This window comes from Marinobacter mangrovi (assembly GCF_016798325.1).
Taxonomy (GTDB): Bacteria; Pseudomonadota; Gammaproteobacteria; order Pseudomonadales; family Oleiphilaceae; genus Marinobacter_A; species Marinobacter_A mangrovi.
Map to the genome: position 1 here is coordinate 560,911 of NZ_JAERVO010000002.1, position 20,307 is coordinate 581,217.

Genomic DNA, 20,307 nt, shown 5'->3' on the forward strand with positions numbered 1-20,307 from the left:
GGTGATCCTTAACGTGCTGCGTGGTAGAGCACGACGGTGTATGCAATGTATCCGGCCAGCAGTATACCACCTTCAAAGCGCGCCAGTTTTCCCTTTTTCTGCATGCCGTAAGCGAAGGCGGCAAGCAGCAGGGTCAGTCCGGTCATGGTGCCGTAATCCCGGTAAAGGACATCGCTGTCGATGGCCAGTGGGTTGAGCAGGGCCGGCATCGCCAGGACGGCCAGGAGGTTGAACAGGTTGGAGCCGACGATATTGCCCAGCGCCACGTCATGGTGGCCCTTGAGGGCACTGGCGACCGAGGCGGCCAGCTCGGGCAGGCTGGTGCCGATGGCGACGATGGTCAGGCCGATGATCAGCTCGCTGACGCCGAGAGACAGGGCCATTTCGGTGGCGCCCCAGACCAGAACCCGTGAGCTGAGGATCAGTGCGGCGAGGCCCACGACGAACCAGATCGTGGCCCGCTTCGTACTCATGACCGGCATCTCCTCCAGCTCTTCAAGGAATTCCGGCGCTTCCCCCGGCTTGTTGCCGCGGCTCATCAGGAAAAGCGACAGGGCCAGCATGGCCAGGAAGATGAGGCCGTCGGTGGGCGAGAGTTCGCCATCGAGCAGGAGCGGGAACACCAGGATGGTCACGCCCAGCAGGACCGGGAATTCGCGGAACAGGACGGTGCGCTTGAGCGGAATCGGCGCTATCAGCGTGGTGATGCCCAGGACCAGGCCAATGTTGGCGATGTTAGAGCCCAGCGCGTTACCCACGGCCAGCGCCGGTGCGTCGGTGAGGGCTGCCGTGGCGGACACCAGCATCTCCGGCGCCGAGGTGCCGAAGGCGACGATGGTCAGACCGATCATCATCGGCGACATACCCAGGGTGCGGGCCATGGCCACGGCGCCTTCGACAAAGCGGTCGGCACTCCAGATCAGGAGAACAAGGCCGGCGATGATGGCGCCGATGTAGGGAAGCAGAGACATACCGTCATTCCATGGATCGCTGAACAAGGCGGGAAATTGTGATGGAGTTGCGGGGCGGTCGCAACCGGGAATGGTGCAGGTGTATGGATCGTCAGGAATAATTGAAACGTCGCGTTGGTGCGGGCTGCATTTGAGCTTCCCGCCAAGTTGTCATACTGTAGCGCCCTTTGTGGTCGACCGTGTCCGCAGGGACGTCAGATTTTTCGGTGTGGCATGGATTTAACGACACATTAATGTGTCCGACGTGAATATCTGGAACAATGCCGTGCAGACAGGGATGAAGACGATTGCCGAAGGGCAAGCGGTCCTCCCGGCAAAGAGCTGGTGCGGCGCCCCGCTATCCCGGTTGTCAGGGTGCCTCCAACAGGAAAGGTCTCGATGACATCAGAGTCCACTTTTATCGATATCCAGAACCTCGTTTTTCTGCGGGGCGAGCGTCGCATCTTCGATGGTCTGTCGTTGCAGATCCCCCGGGGGAAGGTGACGGCGATTATGGGGCCGAGTGGGACCGGCAAGACCACTCTGCTCAAGCTGATCGGCGGTCAGTTGCGCCCCGAAAGTGGCCGCATCACCGTGGACGGCATCTGTGTGCATAAACTGCGGCGCTCTGCGCTGTACGACCTGCGCAAGCGGATGGGTATGCTGTTCCAGAGTGGTGCCCTGTTTTCAGACATCAGCACCTACGAGAATGTGGCCTTTCCGCTGCGGGTACACACCAAGCTTCCGGAAGACATGATCCGCGATATCGTGCTGATGAAGCTGGAAGCAGTCGGGTTGCGTGGTGCGCGGGATCTGATGCCATCTGAACTGTCCGGCGGGATGACCCGGCGTGTGGCACTGGCCCGCAGTATCGCCCTGGATCCTGAATTGATCATGTACGATGAACCGTTCACGGGGCAGGATCCGATCGCCAAGGGCGTTCTGGTAGAAATGATCAGTAAGCTCAATCGTTCGATGGGCCTCACCAGTGTGCTGGTGTCTCACGATGTTCCCGAATCCCTGAGCATCTGCGATTACGCCTGTATCGTGTCCAACGGGCAGGTGATCGGTGCGGGTACACCGGAGGAGCTGCAGGACAATCCATCCGAGCGCGTGCAGCAATTCCTGCAGGGTAAGCCCGACGGCCCTGTTCCTTTCCATTATCCGGCGGAGCCGATCGCCGAGGATCTGGCAGGTGGGGCACAACGATGATTGACCGTCTCGCAACGATCGGACGTGGCACTTTTGATATCCTGGCCTCCCTGGGGCGGTCCAGTGAATTTCTCGTGCGCAGCCTGATTGCCGTGCCGCGGCCAGCGACGGGTTTGCCGCTGCTGGTCAAGCAAATCTACGCGGTCGGCGTGCTGTCGCTGGCCATCATCGTGGTCTCGGGGCTGTTTATCGGCATGGTGTTGGGGCTGCAGGGCTACAACATCCTGACCGACTATGGCTCGGAGCAGGCGATCGGTCAGATGGTGGCCCTGACCCTGGTGCGTGAACTGGGGCCGGTGGTGACGGCGCTGCTGTTTGCTGGCCGGGCCGGTTCCGCCCTGACGGCAGAAATCGGTTTGATGAAAGCCACCGAACAGCTGTCCAGCATGGAGATGATGGGAGTGGATCCGCTGCGCCGGGTCATCGCGCCACGGTTCTGGGCCGGATTCATTACCATGCCGCTGCTGGCGATGATCTTCTCCGTTGTGGGTATCTGGGGCGGTATGCTGGTCGGCGTTGACTGGCTGGGCGTATTCGAAGGGTCTTACTGGGCCAACATGCAATCGTCGGTCGATTTCGGCGAAGACGTCCTCAACGGCGTGATCAAAAGTATTGTGTTTGGTTTTGTCTGCACCTGGATCGCGGTTTACCAGGGCTACGACAGTGTGCCGACCTCCGAGGGGATCAGCTCGGCGACCACCAAGACCGTGGTCTACTCCTCGCTGGCGGTACTCGGTCTTGATTTCATTCTCACTGCAGTGATGTTCGGAGATATCTGATGCGTCAGAGAACAATGGAAATAGTGGTGGGTGCGTTTGTGCTTGCCGGATGTGGCGCCCTGCTGTTCCTGGCGCTCCAGGTCAGCGGCCTCACGCCGCAGGCGGCGGAACCGACCTACAAGGTCTACGCCAACTTCAACGACGTCGGCGGTCTGGCGGTACGGGGTCAGGTGTCGATGGCCGGGGTTACGATTGGCCGGGTCACGGGCATCAAGCTCGATCCCAAGACCTACCAGGCGCGCGTCGAAATGGAAATCAACAAGTCCGCGGAAATCATTCCGACCGACAGCTCGGCGATTATCCGCACCGCCGGTCTGCTGGGCGAGAAATACGTGGATGTATCCGTTGGCGCCGATCAGTCGTACATGAAAGATGGCGACACCTTTTACGGCACCCAGTCGGCGCTCAACATTGAACGTTTAATCAGTAACTTTGCCTCAGGGAAGTAAGAGGCCAATTCAGTCAGGAGCCGGGTTATGAAAGCAGTCCGACAGGTCTGGGGCAGTCTTATGGCAATGCTGCTGGTAGTAGCGGCGATGCCGGCCTCAGCAGACAGCGATTCGCTGCGTCAGTACGTGGATGACAACACGCAGGCGCTGGTCCAGGAGCTCAACGAAAAACGGGGGCTCTACAACTCGGATCGTGAGGCGTTTTACGAGCAGATGGAATCGGCGCTCTCGAACTTCGTCGATTTTCGCCGCATCGCGGCCCGGGTCATGGGCCGTTACGCGCGGCAGGCGTCACCGGAGCAGCGGGATGCTTTCGTCGAGAAATTCAAGCGCAGCCTGTTCGACAGTTATGCCAAGGCGCTTGTCGAAGCCGACAACTTCACCATCAGCGTGGGCGATGCCACGATCAATCCGAACAACGATGAGCGGGCGTCCGTGGAGCTGCAGGTCACCACGGCCTCCGGCAATCGTTATCCGGTGGTCTATTCGATGTACCTCAACGACAACGACCGCTGGATGATGGAAAACGTGATTGTCGAAGGGGTGAACATCGGCCTGGCGTTCCGTGATCGTTTTGCGCAGGAAATGGAAGAAAACCGCAACAACGTGCAGGCGGTGATCGACGGCTGGACGGATACGGTCAAGGAACTGGATCTGGACAAGAAGGTGGATCAGTCGTGACCCGACAGGCTCAGGCTCAAGCTGTCAACGCGGCCGGTGACTCGCTGCCCACGTTCCAGTTGGCTCCTGAGCTACTGGACCGGGATGTCCTTGCGCTGCGCAAGCAGGGCGAGGGCTTCCTGGCCGAGCAGGGCGGCAGTGCCTGTCGTATGGACCTGGCCGGCATCGATCGGGCCAGCAGCGTGCTGGTGTCTCTGATGCTCTGTTGGAAGCGTCAGGCCGAGAAACAGGGGGTTGCGCTCGAGTTCACGGGTGTCAGCGATCGTCTCGTCGACCTGGCCCGAATGGGCAACGTGGCCGATTATCTCGGGCTCGTCGGCTGACCCACCGGAATGGGGCGGCCGCTCCAATCACATCCATTGGCAGCTTTCATCCATCCGTTGTTTAGCCTTCCGCCGGAATTCGATACAATTCCGCTTCTGAAATTTCGATGCTTGCCGGAGACCCTTGCTTCGGGAGCTTAGTAGATTGGAGTCGCCGGACGGCTCGCATTCCCCAAACGATTGAGGTACGCACATGCAGGCGGAGGACGTGGCAGAGCTGGTTCGTAAAGAGCTGCCCGACTGTGAGATCCAGGTCCAGAATGACGGCAACCACTATCTGGTTGTGGCCATCGGTGATCGATTCGAAGGCATGTCGCCGGTCAAGAAGCAGCAGTTGATCTACGCTGCGCTCAACCCGCAGTTGTCTGACGGTACTATACACGCCCTGACCATCAAGGCATTCACTCCGGCTCAATGGCAGGCCCGCCAGGGCTGATCCGGTGGGGTGGCCTGATGCCGTTCAGGCCCCGACCGGGACCCTGCGACCCACATTAACAGGACAAGATTCGTGGACAAATTGCTCATCCGCGGCCGTAAGCCGCTAGACGGGGAAATCCGGATTTCCGGCGCCAAGAACTCCGCGCTGCCGATTCTGGCTTCGACACTGCTGGCTGACGAGCCGGTGACCGTTGGCAACCTGCCGCACCTGAACGACATCACCACCATGATCGAGCTGCTGGGCCGCATGGGCATTGAGCTGATGATCGACGAGAAGATGAGCGTCGAGGTGCACGCCAACACCATCAAGGAATTCCACGCGCCGTACGAGCTGGTCAAAACCATGCGTGCGTCGATCCTGGTGCTGGGTCCGCTGGTGGCCCACTTCGGCCAGGCGGAAGTCTCCCTGCCGGGTGGGTGTGCGATCGGCAGCCGGCCGGTCAACCTGCATATCCAGGGGCTGGAGCAGATGGGCGCCGAAGTGAAGGTCGAGAACGGCTACATCAAGGCGCGCAGCAATGGCCGCCTGAAGGGCGCTCACATCTTCCTCGACACCGTCACCGTGACCGGCACCGAGAACCTGATGATGGCGGCTGCGCTGGCGGACGGCAAAACCATCCTGGAAAACGCGGCGCGTGAGCCGGAAGTCGTGGACCTGGCCGAGTGTCTGATTGCCATGGGCGCAGACATCAAGGGTGCGGGTACGGCGACCATCGAAATCAACGGGGTTGAGCGCCTGCACGGCTGTCATTACGACGTACTGCCGGACCGCGTCGAGACCGGCACCTACCTGGTGGCGGCGGCAGCGACCGGCGGTCGGGTCAAGCTGAAGGACACCCGCGAAGATCTGCTGGAAGCCGTCCTGCTGAAGCTCAGCGAAACCGGGGCGCACATCTCCACCGGCAAGGACTGGATCGAACTCGACATGAAGGGCAACCGCCCGCGCGCGGTCAGCTTGCGGACGGCGCCGTATCCAGCCTTCCCGACCGATATGCAGGCCCAGTTTGCCGCCATGAATGCCGTGGCCGAGGGCAGTGGCGCGATTACCGAAACGGTGTTCGAGAACCGCTTCATGCACATCCAGGAACTGAGCCGGATGGGTGCGGACATCACCCTGGAAGGCAACACCGCGATCATTCGCGGCGTGGAAAAGCTGAACGGTGCGCCCGTTATGGCAACGGACCTGCGGGCATCGGCCAGCCTGGTCATCGCCGGTCTGGTCGCCGATGGCGATACCATTGTCGATCGCATCTACCACATCGACCGTGGTTACGAATGCATTGAAGAAAAGCTGCAGTTGCTTGGGGCCAGTATCCGCCGACTGCCTGCCTGATCCCGGAATTTGGACAGACTATGACAGACAGCATCACCATCGCACTTTCCAAGGGGCGGATCCTCAAGGAAACCCTGCCATTACTGGCGGAGGCGGGCATTGAGCCAGTCGACGACATCGACCGCTCCCGCAAACTGGTCTTCCCCACGACCGATCCGGCCGTGCGCCTGCTGATTATCCGCGCGACCGACGTGCCGACCTACGTCCAGTACGGCGGCGCCGATCTGGGCGTGACCGGTAAGGACGTCCTGATGGAGCACGGCGGCGCCGGTCTGTATGAACCGCTGGACCTGAACATTGCCCGCTGCAAGCTGATGACCGCCGGTCCGGTCGGGCAGACCTCCCCCGAGGGGCGCGTGCGGGTGGCGACAAAGTTCGTCAATCTGGCGCGTCAGTACTACGCCTCACAGGGCCGCCAGGCGGATATCATCAAGCTGTATGGGGCTATGGAGCTGGCGCCCATTCTCAATCTGGCGGATGAGATCGTGGACATTGTCGACACCGGTAATACCCTCAAGGCCAATGGTCTGGAGCCACGCGAACTGATTACCCACATCAGCACCCGTCTGGTGGCTAACCGCGCTTCCATGAAGATGAAGCACCGGGTCCTGCACCCGATCATTGAAAAACTGGGTGAGGCGGTCGACCGTCGTCGCGAGGCCTGACGGCCGCCACGCCCCTGCCAAACCCAACCAGTCTTTGTCCGTATCCCGAGAGGATGTGTTATGACCGAGGTTACCGTAAAACGCCTGTCCGCCAATGCGGCGGATTTCGATGTCACCCTGGATCGCCTGCTGGCGTGGGATGACAGCGTCGATCATCAGGTCAACGAGTCGGTCCGGCATATCCTGCATGAAGTGCGCACCCGGGGTGACGCGGCGTTGCTGGAATTCACCGAGCGCTTCGATCGCGTCACGGCGACCGGCGTGGCTGAGCTGGAAGTCTCCAAAGCGCGCATGGCCGAAGCGGTTGACTCGATTCCTGACGCCCAGCGTGAGGCGCTGGAGTCCGCCGCGGCCCGTGTTCGCGATTACCACGAACGCCAGAAGGCGCCGTCCTGGCAGTACGAAGAAGCGGACGGCACCGTCCTGGGTCAGAAGGTGACCCCACTGGATCGGGCCGGGCTTTACGTGCCCGGCGGCAAGGCCGCCTATCCTTCATCCGTTTTGATGAATGCTATTCCGGCAAAAGTGGCCGGCGTGGAAGAGGTGGTGATGGTCGTGCCTACGCCCGGTGGAACGGTGAATGAGCTGGTCCTGGCTGCGGCTGGTATCGCCGGCGTGGACCGGGTTTTCACCATCGGCGGCGCTCAGGCGGTAGCCGCGCTGGCGTATGGCACCGAAACCGTGCCGCGGGTCGACAAGATCGTCGGTCCTGGCAACATCTTTGTCGCGACCGCCAAGCGCGAAGTGTTCGGCACGGTGGGTATCGATATGATTGCGGGCCCGTCGGAGATTCTGGTGATCTGCGACGGCCAGACCGATCCGGACTGGATCGCCATGGACCTGTTCTCCCAGGCCGAGCACGATGAACAGGCCCAGTCGATCCTGATCAGCCCGGACGCTGACTTCCTCGACCGGGTCGAAGCCAGTATCCGCAAGCTCCTGCCCACTATGGAACGGGCCGAGATTATCGCCACATCGATTTCCGATCGCGCGGCGCTGATCCATGTCGACGACCTGGCCCAGGCCGCTGCGGTCAGCAACCGCATTGCGCCGGAACACCTCGAGTTGTCGGTAGCGGATCCCGAAGGCTTGCTGCCGTCCATCCGGCACGCCGGCGCCATCTTTATGGGGCGCTTCACGGCGGAAGCCCTGGGCGATTACTGCGCCGGACCCAATCACGTACTGCCGACATCCGGCACGGCGCGCTTCTCGTCGCCGCTGGGCGTCTACGACTTCCAGAAACGCTCATCCATCATCGGCTTCTCTGCGGAAGGTGCGAGCGAAATGGGGAAAGTCGCTTCCGTATTGGCCCGTGGCGAGGGGCTGACAGCGCATGCGCAATCCGCTGAGTACCGTATCCGGGATAAGAATGGGGAGGCATCATGAGCCGATTCTGGAGCCCCCGGGTCAAGGAACTGACTCCCTATGTGCCCGGCGAACAGCCCAAACTCAAGGATCTGGTGAAGCTCAATACCAACGAGCACCCCCTGGGCCCGTCCCCGAAAGTGCTGGAAGCCATTCGTGCCGAGGCGGGCGACAACCTGCGTCTCTACCCGGACCCCAATGGCGATGTCCTTAAAGCCAAGCTGGCGGATTACCACGGGGTGTCGACAAAACAGGTGTTCCTGGGCAACGGGTCCGACGAAGTACTGGCGCATATCTTCTTCGGCCTGTTCCAGCACGGCAAGCCGGTCCTGTTTCCGGACATTACCTACAGTTTTTATCCGGTCTACTGCGGTATCTACCACATCGAGGCCCAGGCGATCCCGGTGGCGGAGGATTTCTCGATCCGTCCGGAGGATTACACTGGCGATTGTGGCGGTATCATCTTTCCCAACCCGAATGCGCCTTCCGGTCGGGCCCTGGCCTTATCCGGCGTCGAGCGGATTGTGGCGGGCAACCCGGATGTGGTCGTGGTGATTGATGAAGCCTACGTGGATTTCGGGGCTGAGAGCGCCATAAAGCTGGTGGATCGTTATCCCAACCTGCTGGTGACACAGACGCTGTCCAAGTCACGCTCGCTGGCCGGTCTGCGAGTGGGTTTCGCCGTGGGTCATGAAGACTTGATCGAGGCGTTGGAGCGCGTGAAGAACAGCTTCAACTCCTACCCACTGGATCGTCTGGCACTGGTTGGGGCCGTCGCCGCCTACGACGACGAAGACTATTTCCGTCACGCGACCGACTATGTGATCCGCGAGCGCCAGCGGGTGACGGCCGGACTGGAACGGTTGGGCTTCGACGTGGTGCCGTCAGCCGCCAATTTCGTGCTGGCTCGCCATCCCGGCCACGCCGGTGCAGACCTGGCTGCGGCATTGCGGGAGCGCAGCATCATCGTGCGCCACTTCAACAAGCCGCGTATCGAGGACCACCTGCGCATTACCATCGGTTCCGAAGCCCAGAACGACGCCCTGCTCGGGGCCCTGCCTGATATCGTGTAAGAACGAGGCCGGCGGTCTCTCGGGTCGCCGGCCTGTCATTTTTTCAAGCATCCACTCCGGAGGTCTCCCATGACGACGAGCACGACCCGTGACAAAGTGGTCAGCCTTGTAGAATCGTGGCTTGAACCCGGTCGATTCCAGGATTACTGCCCCAATGGCCTGCAGGTCGAGGGGCGTGATTCGGTGGCGCATGTGGTCACCGGTGTCACCGCATCCCAGGCGTTTATCGATGCTGCGATCGAGGCGGGCGCCGACTTGCTGCTGGTGCACCACGGCTACTTCTGGAAGGGTGAAGACCAGCGCATTCGCGGCATGAAAAAGCGGCGTTTGCAGACCCTGTTGCGTGAGGACGTCAGTCTGCTGGCCTATCATCTGCCGCTCGATGATCATGCCGCGCTGGGTAATAACCGGCAGCTGGCCGAGGTGTTGGATCTGCGCAACGCCGCACCGTTGCAGGCGGGTAGCCTGGTATGGACCGGCGACCTGGCATCACCGATGACAGCGACCGAGCTGTCCGGTCTGCTGGAAGAGCGGTTGCGCCGAACGCCCCTGCACGTAGGGCATGGCGCCGACCTAATTCGTCGGGTGGCCTGGTGTACCGGGGCTGCTCAAGGGTTCATCAATCAGGCTTTGGACGCTGGAGTGGACGCCTTTATCAGCGGTGAGATTTCCGAGCCCACCGTCCATACCGCACGGGAAGATGGCATTCACTATTTCTCGGCAGGTCATCACGCGACGGAGCGTTACGGCGTTCAGGCGGTGGGTGAGCGACTGGCCCGGGAGCTGGGAATTCGTCACACCTTCATCGATATCGATAATCCGGTGTAGGGAAGGGCGGTGGCAACCGGTTGTCGGGTTGCCACCGTCTGGTCACGTCGGAGCGTAGCCGTCTTATTCGGTCTTGCTTTTCTCGCGCAGGCCATAGTCTTCGGCCAGGGTGCCTTTCTCTTTGGGGTCGCTTTTGGGCGCATAGTCCCGGGGCGGCTCAAAACCGGAGTCGCCTGACTTGGCGTCCCCCAGGCGGGCGGTGTCGTCTTTCTTCTCCAGCTCATGGAGCCAGTCTTCATCGTGGCACAGCCGGTTGGCGCCGCGGGCCATGTGCTGGCTGACGTCCCGGTAGACATCGTTGAGCCGGCGCATCAGATGAGCAGATTCCATGAAGTGCTCGTTAACCTGGGCCTGGTACCGGGTATATTCGCTGCGCAACTCGTCGATCTGCTGCTCCAGACGGCGCTGGCGCAAGCTGGTGCTCTGGCCTGAGCGGCCGACCAGTACGCCGACAACGAGCCCGATGACGAGGGTGGCTAAACCGATGAGAATGAGTTGCGTCATACTGTCCCTGACCCTGAATTCGAGAATGAGTATTAAGACGCCGATGGTGGCGTCCCGGTGCCTTTGTGGCGGTTGATTACCCTGACTGCCCAGTCTTGCACCCTGGCGGCGCTCACTGGTTGGAGACGCATCGCAGGGTATTAACGCGGGCATCCTAAGTATACCGGCTGACCGGTATATCGCCCATGCCTGTTCGGCCCTCCAATCGTCGCATAGACCATCGATGGACCGGTATCGCCTGTAACGGGCGCGGTCTTGCCGCGTGCGAGCCGACACAATGGAGAAAAGGGACAAAATCAGCGACAATACGCCGCTTTATTGACCAGTATTATCCAGCGAGACAAGAGCAACGCATGACCCCGTGGGAACGCTATCAGCAAGACCTCCAGAAAGACGGTTTCGAGAAGGATGCCGCTCAGGCGGACGCGGTACAGCGTCTTCAGGCACTGTACGACAAACTGGTGGAATCCGAAAGCCAGCGACAAAAGACATTCACCAAGCTGCGGCGTAAGCTGCGTGGCGGCCGGGAGGAGCCCATTACGGGCCTGTACTTCTGGGGCGGAGTCGGTCGTGGCAAGACGTACCTGATGGACACGTTTTTTGAATCGCTGCCGTTCGAGCGCAAGATGCGGGTTCATTTCCATCGCTTCATGCAGCGGGTGCATAACGAACTCAAGACGCTCAAGGGAACCAAGAATCCACTGGAAACCGTCGGCGAGCGCTTTGCCGAAGAAACGGCCGTCATCTGCTTCGATGAGTTTTTCGTGTCGGACATTGGTGATGCCATGATCCTGGCTACGCTGCTCGATACGCTGTTCAGCCACGGCGTCACCCTGGTCTGCACCTCGAACATCGTGCCGGACGGCCTCTACAAGGACGGCCTCCAGCGCGCCCGATTCCTGCCGGCGATTGACCTGGTCAAGAAGTATACGGACGTCGTCAACGTCGATGGCGGCGTCGACTATCGTCTTCGGACGCTGGAGCAGGCCCGCCTGTTCCACACGCCACTGGGAGCTGAGGCTACCGAGAGTCTGCAGTCCAGTTTCGACCGGCTGTCGGTGGACTCCACCGGTCACTCCCTGAATCTGGAAGTGAACGGCCGCAAGATCCCGGCCATCGGTCACGCCGACGATGTCGTCTGGTTCGACTTCAAGGCCCTGTGCGACGGGCCGCGCAGCCAGAACGACTACATCGAGCTGGCGCGGGAGTTCCATGCGGTGATTGTCAGCGATGTGCCGGTTCTCGGCCGCGAAAAAGACGATCAGGCCCGGCGCTTCATCAACATGATCGATGAATTCTACGACCGCCACGTCAAAGTCATCATTTCGGCTGAGGCCCCCATCCACGAACTCTACGCCGGCGGCCGGTTGGGTTTCGAGTTCGAGCGGACCGAATCGCGTCTGCTGGAAATGCAGTCGAAAGAATACCTCCAGGCACCGCATAAGCCCTGACCCGGCGGGCGGAGCCGACGAAACACCAATAACAAGCCCGTGCCTTCCAATAAAACGGGCTCGACCACAGATGAGGAAATACCATGAGCAACGATAACGTCGTCATCGTCAGCGGTGCCCGCACGCCGATGGGCGGTTTCCAGGGGAGCCTTGCGGCGGTCAGTGCCGTCGAGCTGGGTGCGCTGACCATTGCCGAGGCCGTGCGCCGCGCCAAGCTGCAACCGGAAGACGTGCAGGAAGTCATCATGGGTAACGTGTTGCCCGCCGGCCTCAAGCAGGGGCCCGCGCGCCAGGCGATGCGTCAGGCGGGCCTGCCTGACGGCACCGGCGCCACAACGATCAATAAGCTGTGCGGCTCGGGCATGAAAGCCGCCATGCTGGCCCACGATCTGATCAAGGCCGGCACCAATGACATCATGGTGGCCGGTGGCATGGAAAGCATGTCCAACGCGCCCTATGTGCTGCTCGGTGCACGCCAGGGCTATCGGATGGGACCGGGTCAGGCGCCGCAGGACCACATGTTCCTGGATGGACTGGAAGACGCGGAAACCGGTCGTCTGATGGGCGCATTCGCCCAGGATATGGCCGACAAGAAGGGCTACACCCGTGAGGAGATGGACGATTACGCCATAAACTCGCTCAAGCGGGCCCAGCAGGCGATCAAGGACGGCGTGCTGAAAGACGAGATCATTCCGGTTACCGTCAAGACCCGCAAGGGCGAAACGGTGGTCGAGGATGACGAGCAGCCCATGACGGCAAACCTGGAGAAAATTCCCACGCTGCGGCCTGCGTTCAAGAAGGATGGTACGGTGACGGCAGCCAACGCGTCCTCCATTTCCGATGGTGCTTCCGCGCTTCTTTTGATGCGTGAGTCCGAGGCGGAGCGTCGCGGTCTCCAGCCCATGGCACGGATCGTCGCCCATTCGACTCATTCCCAGCATCCCTCGGAATTTACCTGTGCGCCGGTTGGTGCGATCAAGACCCTGTTCGAGAAAACCGGCTGGGCGAAGGATGACGTGGATCTGTTCGAGATCAACGAAGCGTTCGCCATGGTGGCGATGATGCCGATCCGGGAACTGGAGCTGGATCCGGCCAAGGTCAACGTTCACGGGGGCGCGTGCGCCCAGGGTCACCCGGTTGGTTCCACCGGCTCCCGTCTGGTGGTCACCCTGATGCATGCGCTCAAACGCCAGGGCAAGTCCCGGGGTATCGCTGCGTTGTGTATCGGTGGGGGCGAAGCCACCGCCATGGCCGTCGAAATGCTTTGATCCCCGCATCTGCGAGTTATTAACCGGCAGAATGTCCTCCCAAGCCCGGGCGTTGGTCGTGCCCGGGCTTGCCGGATTCCCTCCTGACCGATTCCGTTCCCTTGCAGTCCATCACAAATATCCTGCCGTCGGACCTGAAACCGGTTTGCCTGCGCTGGTTGCCCCCTGTTTTACCGTCTATATTGAGGGTGCTTTGCGAGAAGTCTTTACCGGGCGCTGGCGTCCGGCTGTGGCGAGCAGGCATTTTTCGGTGTTTTGGGCCGGCCAGGACAGAAAACCGGCATGCAGCACAAAAAGGGTGATCCGCAGGGGGCGGTGCCGCGATGGCATCACGGGAGACCCGGCGGTGAGGGGGCCGCAAAATCATACTTTTGATCGATCAAAGCGTCCCGGAGCCTTAGCTATAGTGCCATCATCACGAGCACTGTGCGTGGAGTCTCCGACATCGTGAAAACAAATAACTAGAGCGCGACTCAGAACAACAATGGAGTAGCTTTCCAATGACAAGAAAAATCCAACAGCGGCAACAGTGGGTCAAACTGCCCCTGGCAGCAGCCATTACGGCCGCACTGTCGACACCTGCCGCCGCCTTCCAGTTCTATCTGGGCGACGTTGAAGCTTCCTTTGACACCACACTGACAGCCGGTGCGGGCTGGCGTGTAGAAGACCGGGACAAGCGTCTGATTGCGCAGGGTAACCTCGGGCCGTCCTACGCGCCGGGTGGCGCCAACGCCAACATTGGTGCGTCGACCAACAACTATGACGACGGCAACCTGAACTTCGAAAAGGGCGACACCTACAGCAAGATCGTCAAGGGCACCAGTGAGTTGTACCTCAACTACAACGTGGACAGTGAATACCTGACCCGTGTCGGCGGTTTCCTGCGTGGCCGTTACTGGTACGACTTCGAACTGAAGGATGAATCCCGCGCGACCGACTACGTCGGCCAGCAGCGTGAACTGAACGATGAGGCTAAAGACAACGCTTCCGGTGGCGAGTTCCTGGACGCGTACGTTTTCAGTGACTGGTACTTCGGCGAGACGCCGGTCAGTGTCCGTTATGGCAAACAGGTCCTGAGCTGGGGTGAAAGTACCTTCATCCAGGGCGGCATCAACGTCATCAACCCGGTCGACGTTAACGCCATCCGGGCACCCGGTGCGGAACTGAAAGACGCACTGCTGCCGGTCGAGATGCTGTATTCCTCCATTGGTCTGACCGAGAACGTCACCCTGGAAGCCTTCCTTCAGACGGACTGGGAAAAGGTCCGTCCGGATGACTGTGGTACGTTCTTCTCCACCAACGACTTTGCAGCTGATGGCTGCGGGCCGGTCCTGCTGGCCGGCCAGCTGCCCGACTCCCAGGCTTATGCTCAGGGCTTTATCTCGCCGCGTGTTGGCGACAAGGAACCGGACGACCGTGACCAGTTCGGTGCCGCCATTCGCTGGTACGTGCCGGCGCTGAACGATTCCGAACTGGGCTTCTACTACATTCGTTACCACAGCCGTCTGCCATACGTGAGCGGCGTCGTGAACGACGAGGACAACGGCAAGCAGTTCCCGAGCTACTACATCGAGTATCCGGAAGGCATCAACCTGTACGGTGTCAGTATCAACACCACGATTCCGGGTGGCTGGTCACTGGGGGCTGAGTACAGTTTCCGTGACAACATGCCGCTGCAGTGGAACGCCTTTGAGCTGATCTACGGTGGTCTGCAGCTGGATAACCCGGAAACCGGCGAAGCGGCCAGTTTGCTGCAGCAGCAGCGTGAGGCGGAAGCCAACGGTGCGGATCTGTCCGGTTCCGAGGTAAAAGGTTATGACCGCTTCAAGGTTTCCCAGGCGCAGTTTACCCTGATCAAGTTCTTCGATCAGGTGATGGGCGCGAGCCGTCTGACCTTCGTCGGCGAAGTGGGCGCAACCTACGTTCACGGTCTGCCTGACTACGACGAAGCCCGATACGGCCGTTCCGGTACCTACGGTATCGGTCAGCTGCCCGGCGGTGCCTGTGACGGTTCCGGTTCAACCGGTGCGGCGCTCAACATCAACACCAACTACTGCAACAACGAAGGTTTCACCACATCCTTCTCCTGGGGCTACCGCACTCGTTTCGTGTGGGACTACCCGAACGTGTTTGCCGGTGTGAACCTGAGCCCGCAGCTGGCCTTCTCTCACGACGTACAGGGTTACGCGCCGTCGCCCGGCGGTAACTTCCTGGAAGGCCGCAAGGCGATTGGTCTGTCGCTGACCGGTGTCTACCAGAACCGCTACAGCGCGAACGTTGGCTACACGAACTATTTCGGCGGTAAACCGTACAACGAACTGACCGACCGGGATTTTGTCAGTGCCAGCGTATCGGTCTCCTTCTGATCGGGCCTGAATTCGTATTACGAGGTATAACAATGAAACTGAACAAGACACTAATCGCCACCGGCATTCTGGCTGCGTCTCTCTACGGGGGAGCCGCCAGTGCCGCTGTTTCTGCTCAGGAAGCGGCGAAGCTCGGAGACACGCTCACGCCGATCGGTGCCGAGAAGGCCGGTAACGGCGGCGCCATCCCTGCGTGGGACGGCGGCCTGCAGACCATTCCGGCGGGCTACAAAGGCGATGGTATCTACGTCAATCCGTACCCGGATGACAAGGAGGAGTTCCGCATCGACCAGAGTAACGTCGATCAGTATGCGGACAAGCTGTCTCCCGGCCAGGTGAAGATGATCAAGAAGTACGACGATTACTTCATCCCGGTCTATCCGACCCATCGTCCGGCGGCGTACCCGCAGGACATTTACGATGTGACCAAGCAGAACGCCACCCAGACCAAACTGATCCCCAGCGGCAACGGAATGGAGAACTACACCAACGGTGTGCCGTTCCCCATTCCGCAAAACGGTCTGGAAGTCATCTGGAACCACATCACGCGATATCGTGGTGGCTCGGTGACTCGCCACGTTGGTCAGGTGACTCCAACGGCGGATGGCAACTTCAGCGTTGTCCATTTCCAGGACGAGCTGACCTGGCGTGCGGCGCTGGAGGATTTTGATCCGAAGGAAGACCAGAACGTCCTGTTCTACTTCAAGCAGGCGATCACCGGTCCGGCCCGTCTGGCCGGTAACGTCCTGCTGGTTCACGAGACCATCAACCAGGTTCAGGAGCCGCGCCGGGCCTGGGTTTACAACGCGGGCCAGCGCCGGGTTCGCCGGGCACCGCAGGTGGCCTATGACGGTCCGGGTACCGCTGCCGACGGTCTGCGTACGTCCGACAACTTCGACATGTACAACGGCTCGCCCGACCGCTACGACTGGGAGCTGATCGGTAAGCAGGAAATGTACGTTCCGTATGACTCCTACAAGCTGGTCGACCGTGACCTGGACTACAACCAGATCATCAAGGCCGGTCACATCAACCAGGCGCTGACCCGGTATGAGCTGCACCGCGTGTGGCACGTGCGGGCGACCCTGAAGAAAGGGGAGCGCCACGTCTACGCCCGTCGTGACTTCTACATTGACGAAGACACCTGGCAGGCGTCCGTCATCGACCATTACGACGGTCGTGGTGAGCTGTGGCGGGTGGCTGAAGCCCACAGCATGTACTTCTATGACCACAAGGTGCCCTGGTACGCCATCGAGGTGCTGTACGACACCCTCTCCGGTCGTTATCTGGCCCTGGGTCTGACCAACGAAGAACAGGATCCGTACGAGTTCGGTACCAAGCGCAGCTCTCGCGAATACACGCCGGCCGCACTGCGCCGCGCAGGTACTCGCTAAGATCGGATATCGTTCTGGAAAAGCCCCGGCCCTGGCCGGGGCTTTTTTGTTTACGGCGTCGTAAATCGGTCCAATGGCTCTGCCATGCGTAACAAATTGTATCCAGCACGCTGAAATTACGAGATTTTTGCCCTTATGGTCCAAACTGTATTAATCTAGTCGCTAAGCAGAACCGGGCACTTTCAGTGCGATATAACCGGTCGGAGACAACAAGAAAAACAGGGAGAACAACAACAGGAGTCTCTGGACAATGCGTGGATGATGACAGTCCGCCGTCATCAGGAGCATGGGACAGAAGACCAGACGCAACACCACACCCGCGATTGGCCTGGATCGCGACGTTTGATTGGGGCACATCTTGAAAACAATTCTCGACGTACAGGCGGCGAACGACGATTTCGCCGATCAGGCCCGTGCCGTGCCGTCCGGCGAGCTGATCCGGGATCTGCTCGGTCACCGGATCAAGGTACCGGCTGCACCCACTGACTTCCTGGCTCGACCTGGCCTGCAACAAACGATTGCGGAAGCGCTGCAGCCCGGCAGAACCCTGTTGCTTGAAGCGCCCGCAGGCTATGGGAAAACGCAGGCGTTACGGGAATGGGTCGTGGCCGCTGAGGCTGACCGGGTGGCCTGGCTCAGCATCGAATCACGAGACAACGACCCCCGGCGCCTGATGGCCCTGTTGGGACTCGCCCTGGGGCAGGATCAGCGGCAGGCCCAGGGGGCATTGCAGCGTGATCTTTATCCCGACCTTCTCAGTCTCTTGTTGCAGCGTTATGCCCGGGAATTTGCCAAGAATCCTGCCAAGCTGCCGACCTGCATCGTTCTCGACAACGTACACTGGCTGGCCCATCCAGACGCCCGGGATCTGATTGAGCAGCTGGTCGCCGAGTTGCCGGAAACGCTCGCACTGGTGCTTATTTCCCGAGAACAGGTCACTTTCTCCACGCATAGTGCAGCTCTGAGCGGCCGGCTGACGCGGCTGGGTGCCGAGCATCTTCGTCTTTCTCTGGCCGAAACCGAGGCCCTGTTTGCGGGGGAAATGCAACAGGAACGCATCCGCCCGGCGGACGTCGAACAGGTGCATCACCTCAGTGAGGGCTGGATGACGCCACTGCAGTTGTTCCGGATGGAGCTGCAGGGCGACTCTGATACCCCGCGAACCATATTGGAAAGCCCGTCGGTTGCCCGTTTCTTTCGCGACGGTCTTCTGAGCGGTTACAGCACCGTCGCCCAGGTGATGTTGTTCCACATGGCTGAGCCGGAACTCATCAGCGACGCGCTGCTACAGTCCCTTAATGAGGCCCTGTTTGATCTGGAGCTCACGCCTTCCGTGGCCTGCCAGCGGGGGTTGCCGATCTGGCCGGTCTCCGGTCAGGGGCGCTGGTACCGGTTTAATCCCCTGTTCCGCGACTGGCTGCTGGGCAGGGAGCTGCATGGCCGGCAGGCGAGGGCATTGCGTGCCAGTCACTGGTTCGAAGCCCGGGGTGACCGTACCGAAGCACTGACACACGCGTTACGAGCCCAGGACGCCGACCGTGCCCTGGAAATAGCCGCCAGCGGGTCCGAAGCCTTGTTGGCCGGCCAGAACACCGGCGAATTATTGAGCTGGCGCCAGCAATTGCCGGCTCACCTGGTCGACAAGAGTCCTCGCCTGCGTCTGGTTTACGGCTGGGTGCATGCGATTGGTGGGCAGTTCAGTCAGGCCGAGAAATTGATCGATGGCCTGCCGGAAGCCGAACGCGATGCGTTGGGCGGCCGCCTGATGACGTTGCGTGCGTTTATCCTGCGCGGGCGCGGTGCGATCGAACCGGCGCTTTCGGTTGTCGATCAGGCGCTCGCCGATGCCGCACTGTCTGACCATGCCCGACTGATGGCGCTGTGGATCCGCTCCAGTGCCCTATGCGCCGGTGAGCGCTATGCCGAAGCGCGCAGTGCCAACCGGCATGCCGCGCGGCTGGCCCGTGAATCCGGTGATCCGGGCAGCGAAATCCTGGCGGTTTACGATCATGCCCGGATTGAACTGGGCAAAGGCTATCTCAAGCGCGCCGAGACCCTGATTCGTCGCGGTATGGACGTTGCGCTCAACGCACCGTACCAACCTCCGCGAGTCGGCGAGAGCCGTTTGCAGCTCAGCCTGGCCCTGCTACTTTGGCACCAGGGCCGCTGGCAGGAAGCTGAAGCCTGTCTGGTGCGCGCTGCGCGTCAGGCCGAGCACTGTCGCGATCTCGGGTTGCTGATGAACCTGGCATTGCGTGCGTTGATTGCCAAATCCCGCGGCGAGCTGGAACAGGCTTTCAGCTGGATCGGGCAGGCTGAGCGCACCATGCAATTGTGGCAGGTGGATGATGTGGCCTACCGTCCGGTTCTGGAAGCGTTGAAGCTGTCCTGTTGGCTGCAGGGTGACCAACTGCAGCGCGTGGATTCCGCTCTGGGTTCTCTCGCGGTTGAGGGCCAGGAACCCTGCGTGCCCGAGCTGTTCCCCATGCTGCCCGGCTTGGTGGAAACCCTGCGGATTCGTCAGGAGATTGCCCGGGGAGACCTGGCCGCAGCCCAGGATCGCCTGTCGGCCTACAGCCAGGCGGTCGACGGTCTCGAGTTGCCGCTGGGACGGCTGATATACGGGCGAATTCTCCAGTCCCTGATCCACGACAAGGCCGGCAAACCGGACAAGGCCCTCGTCGCTCTGCGCGAAGCATTGCAAGAGGCGGCACGCGAGGAATACGTCAGTCCGTTCATCGAGATGGAGAGCGCGCTGCGCGAACTGCTGCCCAAGGTCCTGGCGTCTGCAGGCGAATCGCCCTTCTTTGATCGGCTACGGGCCTATTTCCGGGTCGAGAAACACCAGGCGTCGAAAGCCGGTGGCGAACTGGCTGAGCCCATCAGTGATCGTGAACGAGGTGTGCTCGAGCTGATTGCCATCGGCCTGTCCAACCAGGACATTGCCGATCGGCTGCATATCTCATTGCATACGGTAAAAACCCACGCAAGGCGCCTCAACGCCAAACTGGGCGTGCGGTCAAGGACCCAGGCCATCGTCCGCGCGCGGGAGTTGGGTGTGCTCTAATCTCGTCGGTTGGGCTGACGCAGGAAGCCCAACGATAAGCGGGCACCGGGTATTCCCGTAATCCTGGACCTGTTGGAAATAGGGGGTCTCAAAATCCGGTTTGGCGGCCATTGGATTGGATGAGATTGGCCGCAAACCCGGTTTGTTGGGCTTCCTGCGTC

At 60.7% G+C, this 20,307-nt stretch carries 18 protein-coding genes; 16 read left to right on the forward strand and 2 right to left on the reverse strand.

Translation table 11 applies throughout. The annotated features are described in order from the left end of the window. Positions 1–8 precede the first annotated feature (8 nt). Positions 9–971, reverse strand: coding sequence for a calcium/sodium antiporter (locus JL474_RS08630; RefSeq protein WP_123632554.1), 963 nt, complete (start codon positions 969–971; stop codon positions 9–11). A gap of 378 nt (positions 972–1,349) precedes the next feature. Here JL474_RS08630 and JL474_RS08635 point away from each other — a divergent pair, with 378 nt between their 5' ends. The 11 genes from JL474_RS08635 (at position 1,350) to JL474_RS08685 (ending at position 10,096) form a co-directional block, all read left to right on the forward strand. Then, entirely contained in the window at positions 1,350–2,162 is an 813-nt protein-coding gene (locus JL474_RS08635; protein ID WP_123632553.1) for an ATP-binding cassette domain-containing protein, read from the forward strand. Continuing rightward, positions 2,159–2,941, forward strand: coding sequence for a lipid asymmetry maintenance ABC transporter permease subunit MlaE (gene mlaE, locus JL474_RS08640; protein WP_203141729.1), 783 nt, complete (start codon positions 2,159–2,161; stop codon positions 2,939–2,941). Before JL474_RS08635 ends, mlaE begins: the two co-directional genes overlap by 4 nt. Then, entirely contained in the window at positions 2,941–3,390 is a 450-nt protein-coding gene (gene mlaD / locus JL474_RS08645) for an outer membrane lipid asymmetry maintenance protein MlaD (protein ID WP_203141730.1), read from the forward strand. The genes mlaE and mlaD overlap by 1 nt, the downstream gene beginning before the upstream one ends. A 27-nt stretch (positions 3,391–3,417) precedes the next feature. Beyond that, positions 3,418–4,071, forward strand: a complete 654-nt coding sequence (locus JL474_RS08650; protein ID WP_203141731.1) for an MlaC/ttg2D family ABC transporter substrate-binding protein — start codon at positions 3,418–3,420, stop codon at positions 4,069–4,071. Continuing rightward, positions 4,068–4,394, forward strand: coding sequence for an STAS domain-containing protein (locus JL474_RS08655; protein ID WP_203141732.1), 327 nt, complete (start codon positions 4,068–4,070; stop codon positions 4,392–4,394). The genes JL474_RS08650 and JL474_RS08655 overlap by 4 nt, the downstream gene beginning before the upstream one ends. A gap of 193 nt (positions 4,395–4,587) precedes the next feature. After that, complete coding sequence (locus JL474_RS08660; RefSeq protein WP_123632548.1) at positions 4,588–4,830, forward strand: BolA family protein; 243 nt, start codon at positions 4,588–4,590, stop codon at positions 4,828–4,830. A 72-nt stretch (positions 4,831–4,902) separates the two neighbouring features. Beyond that, the gene (murA, locus tag JL474_RS08665; RefSeq protein ID WP_123632547.1) at positions 4,903–6,165 is read left to right on the forward strand and encodes a UDP-N-acetylglucosamine 1-carboxyvinyltransferase; all 1,263 of its coding nucleotides are present in this window, start codon (positions 4,903–4,905) and stop codon (positions 6,163–6,165) included. Between the two features lie 20 nt (positions 6,166–6,185). Further along, positions 6,186–6,830, forward strand: coding sequence for an ATP phosphoribosyltransferase (gene hisG, locus JL474_RS08670; protein WP_123632546.1), 645 nt, complete (start codon positions 6,186–6,188; stop codon positions 6,828–6,830). Positions 6,831–6,890: 60 nt separating this feature from the next. After that, entirely contained in the window at positions 6,891–8,216 is a 1,326-nt protein-coding gene (gene hisD / locus JL474_RS08675) for a histidinol dehydrogenase (RefSeq protein WP_203141733.1), read from the forward strand. Beyond that, positions 8,213–9,268, forward strand: coding sequence for a histidinol-phosphate transaminase (gene hisC / locus JL474_RS08680; RefSeq protein WP_203141734.1), 1,056 nt, complete (start codon positions 8,213–8,215; stop codon positions 9,266–9,268). Before hisD ends, hisC begins: the two co-directional genes overlap by 4 nt. A 69-nt stretch (positions 9,269–9,337) precedes the next feature. Beyond that, positions 9,338–10,096: a Nif3-like dinuclear metal center hexameric protein gene (locus tag JL474_RS08685; protein WP_203141735.1), complete on the forward strand. Its 759-nt coding sequence runs from the start codon at positions 9,338–9,340 to the stop codon at positions 10,094–10,096. Between the two features lie 63 nt (positions 10,097–10,159). Here JL474_RS08685 and JL474_RS08690 read toward each other — a convergent pair whose 3' ends face one another. Next, on the reverse strand, positions 10,160–10,600 hold the full coding sequence (locus JL474_RS08690) for a YhcB family protein (protein WP_123632542.1): 441 nt from the start codon (positions 10,598–10,600) through the stop codon (positions 10,160–10,162). A gap of 353 nt (positions 10,601–10,953) precedes the next feature. Between JL474_RS08690 and zapE the strand changes: the two genes are divergently transcribed. From zapE to JL474_RS08715, 5 genes are all read left to right on the forward strand, one after another. Then, positions 10,954–12,051, forward strand: a complete 1,098-nt coding sequence (gene zapE, locus JL474_RS08695; RefSeq protein ID WP_123632541.1) for a cell division protein ZapE — start codon at positions 10,954–10,956, stop codon at positions 12,049–12,051. A gap of 83 nt (positions 12,052–12,134) precedes the next feature. Continuing rightward, the gene (locus tag JL474_RS08700) at positions 12,135–13,319 is read left to right on the forward strand and encodes a thiolase family protein (RefSeq protein WP_203141736.1); all 1,185 of its coding nucleotides are present in this window, start codon (positions 12,135–12,137) and stop codon (positions 13,317–13,319) included. 500 nt (positions 13,320–13,819) lie between these two features. After that, positions 13,820–15,685 (forward strand): DUF1302 domain-containing protein, encoded by a 1,866-nt coding sequence (locus JL474_RS08705; RefSeq protein ID WP_123632539.1) that lies wholly within the window; start codon positions 13,820–13,822, stop codon positions 15,683–15,685. 32 nt (positions 15,686–15,717) lie between these two features. Beyond that, on the forward strand, positions 15,718–17,079 hold the full coding sequence (locus tag JL474_RS08710) for a DUF1329 domain-containing protein (protein ID WP_203141737.1): 1,362 nt from the start codon (positions 15,718–15,720) through the stop codon (positions 17,077–17,079). Between the two features lie 358 nt (positions 17,080–17,437). Further along, positions 17,438–20,146, forward strand: coding sequence for a LuxR C-terminal-related transcriptional regulator (locus JL474_RS08715; RefSeq protein ID WP_203141738.1), 2,709 nt, complete (start codon positions 17,438–17,440; stop codon positions 20,144–20,146). The last annotated feature ends 161 nt before the right edge of the window (positions 20,147–20,307 follow it).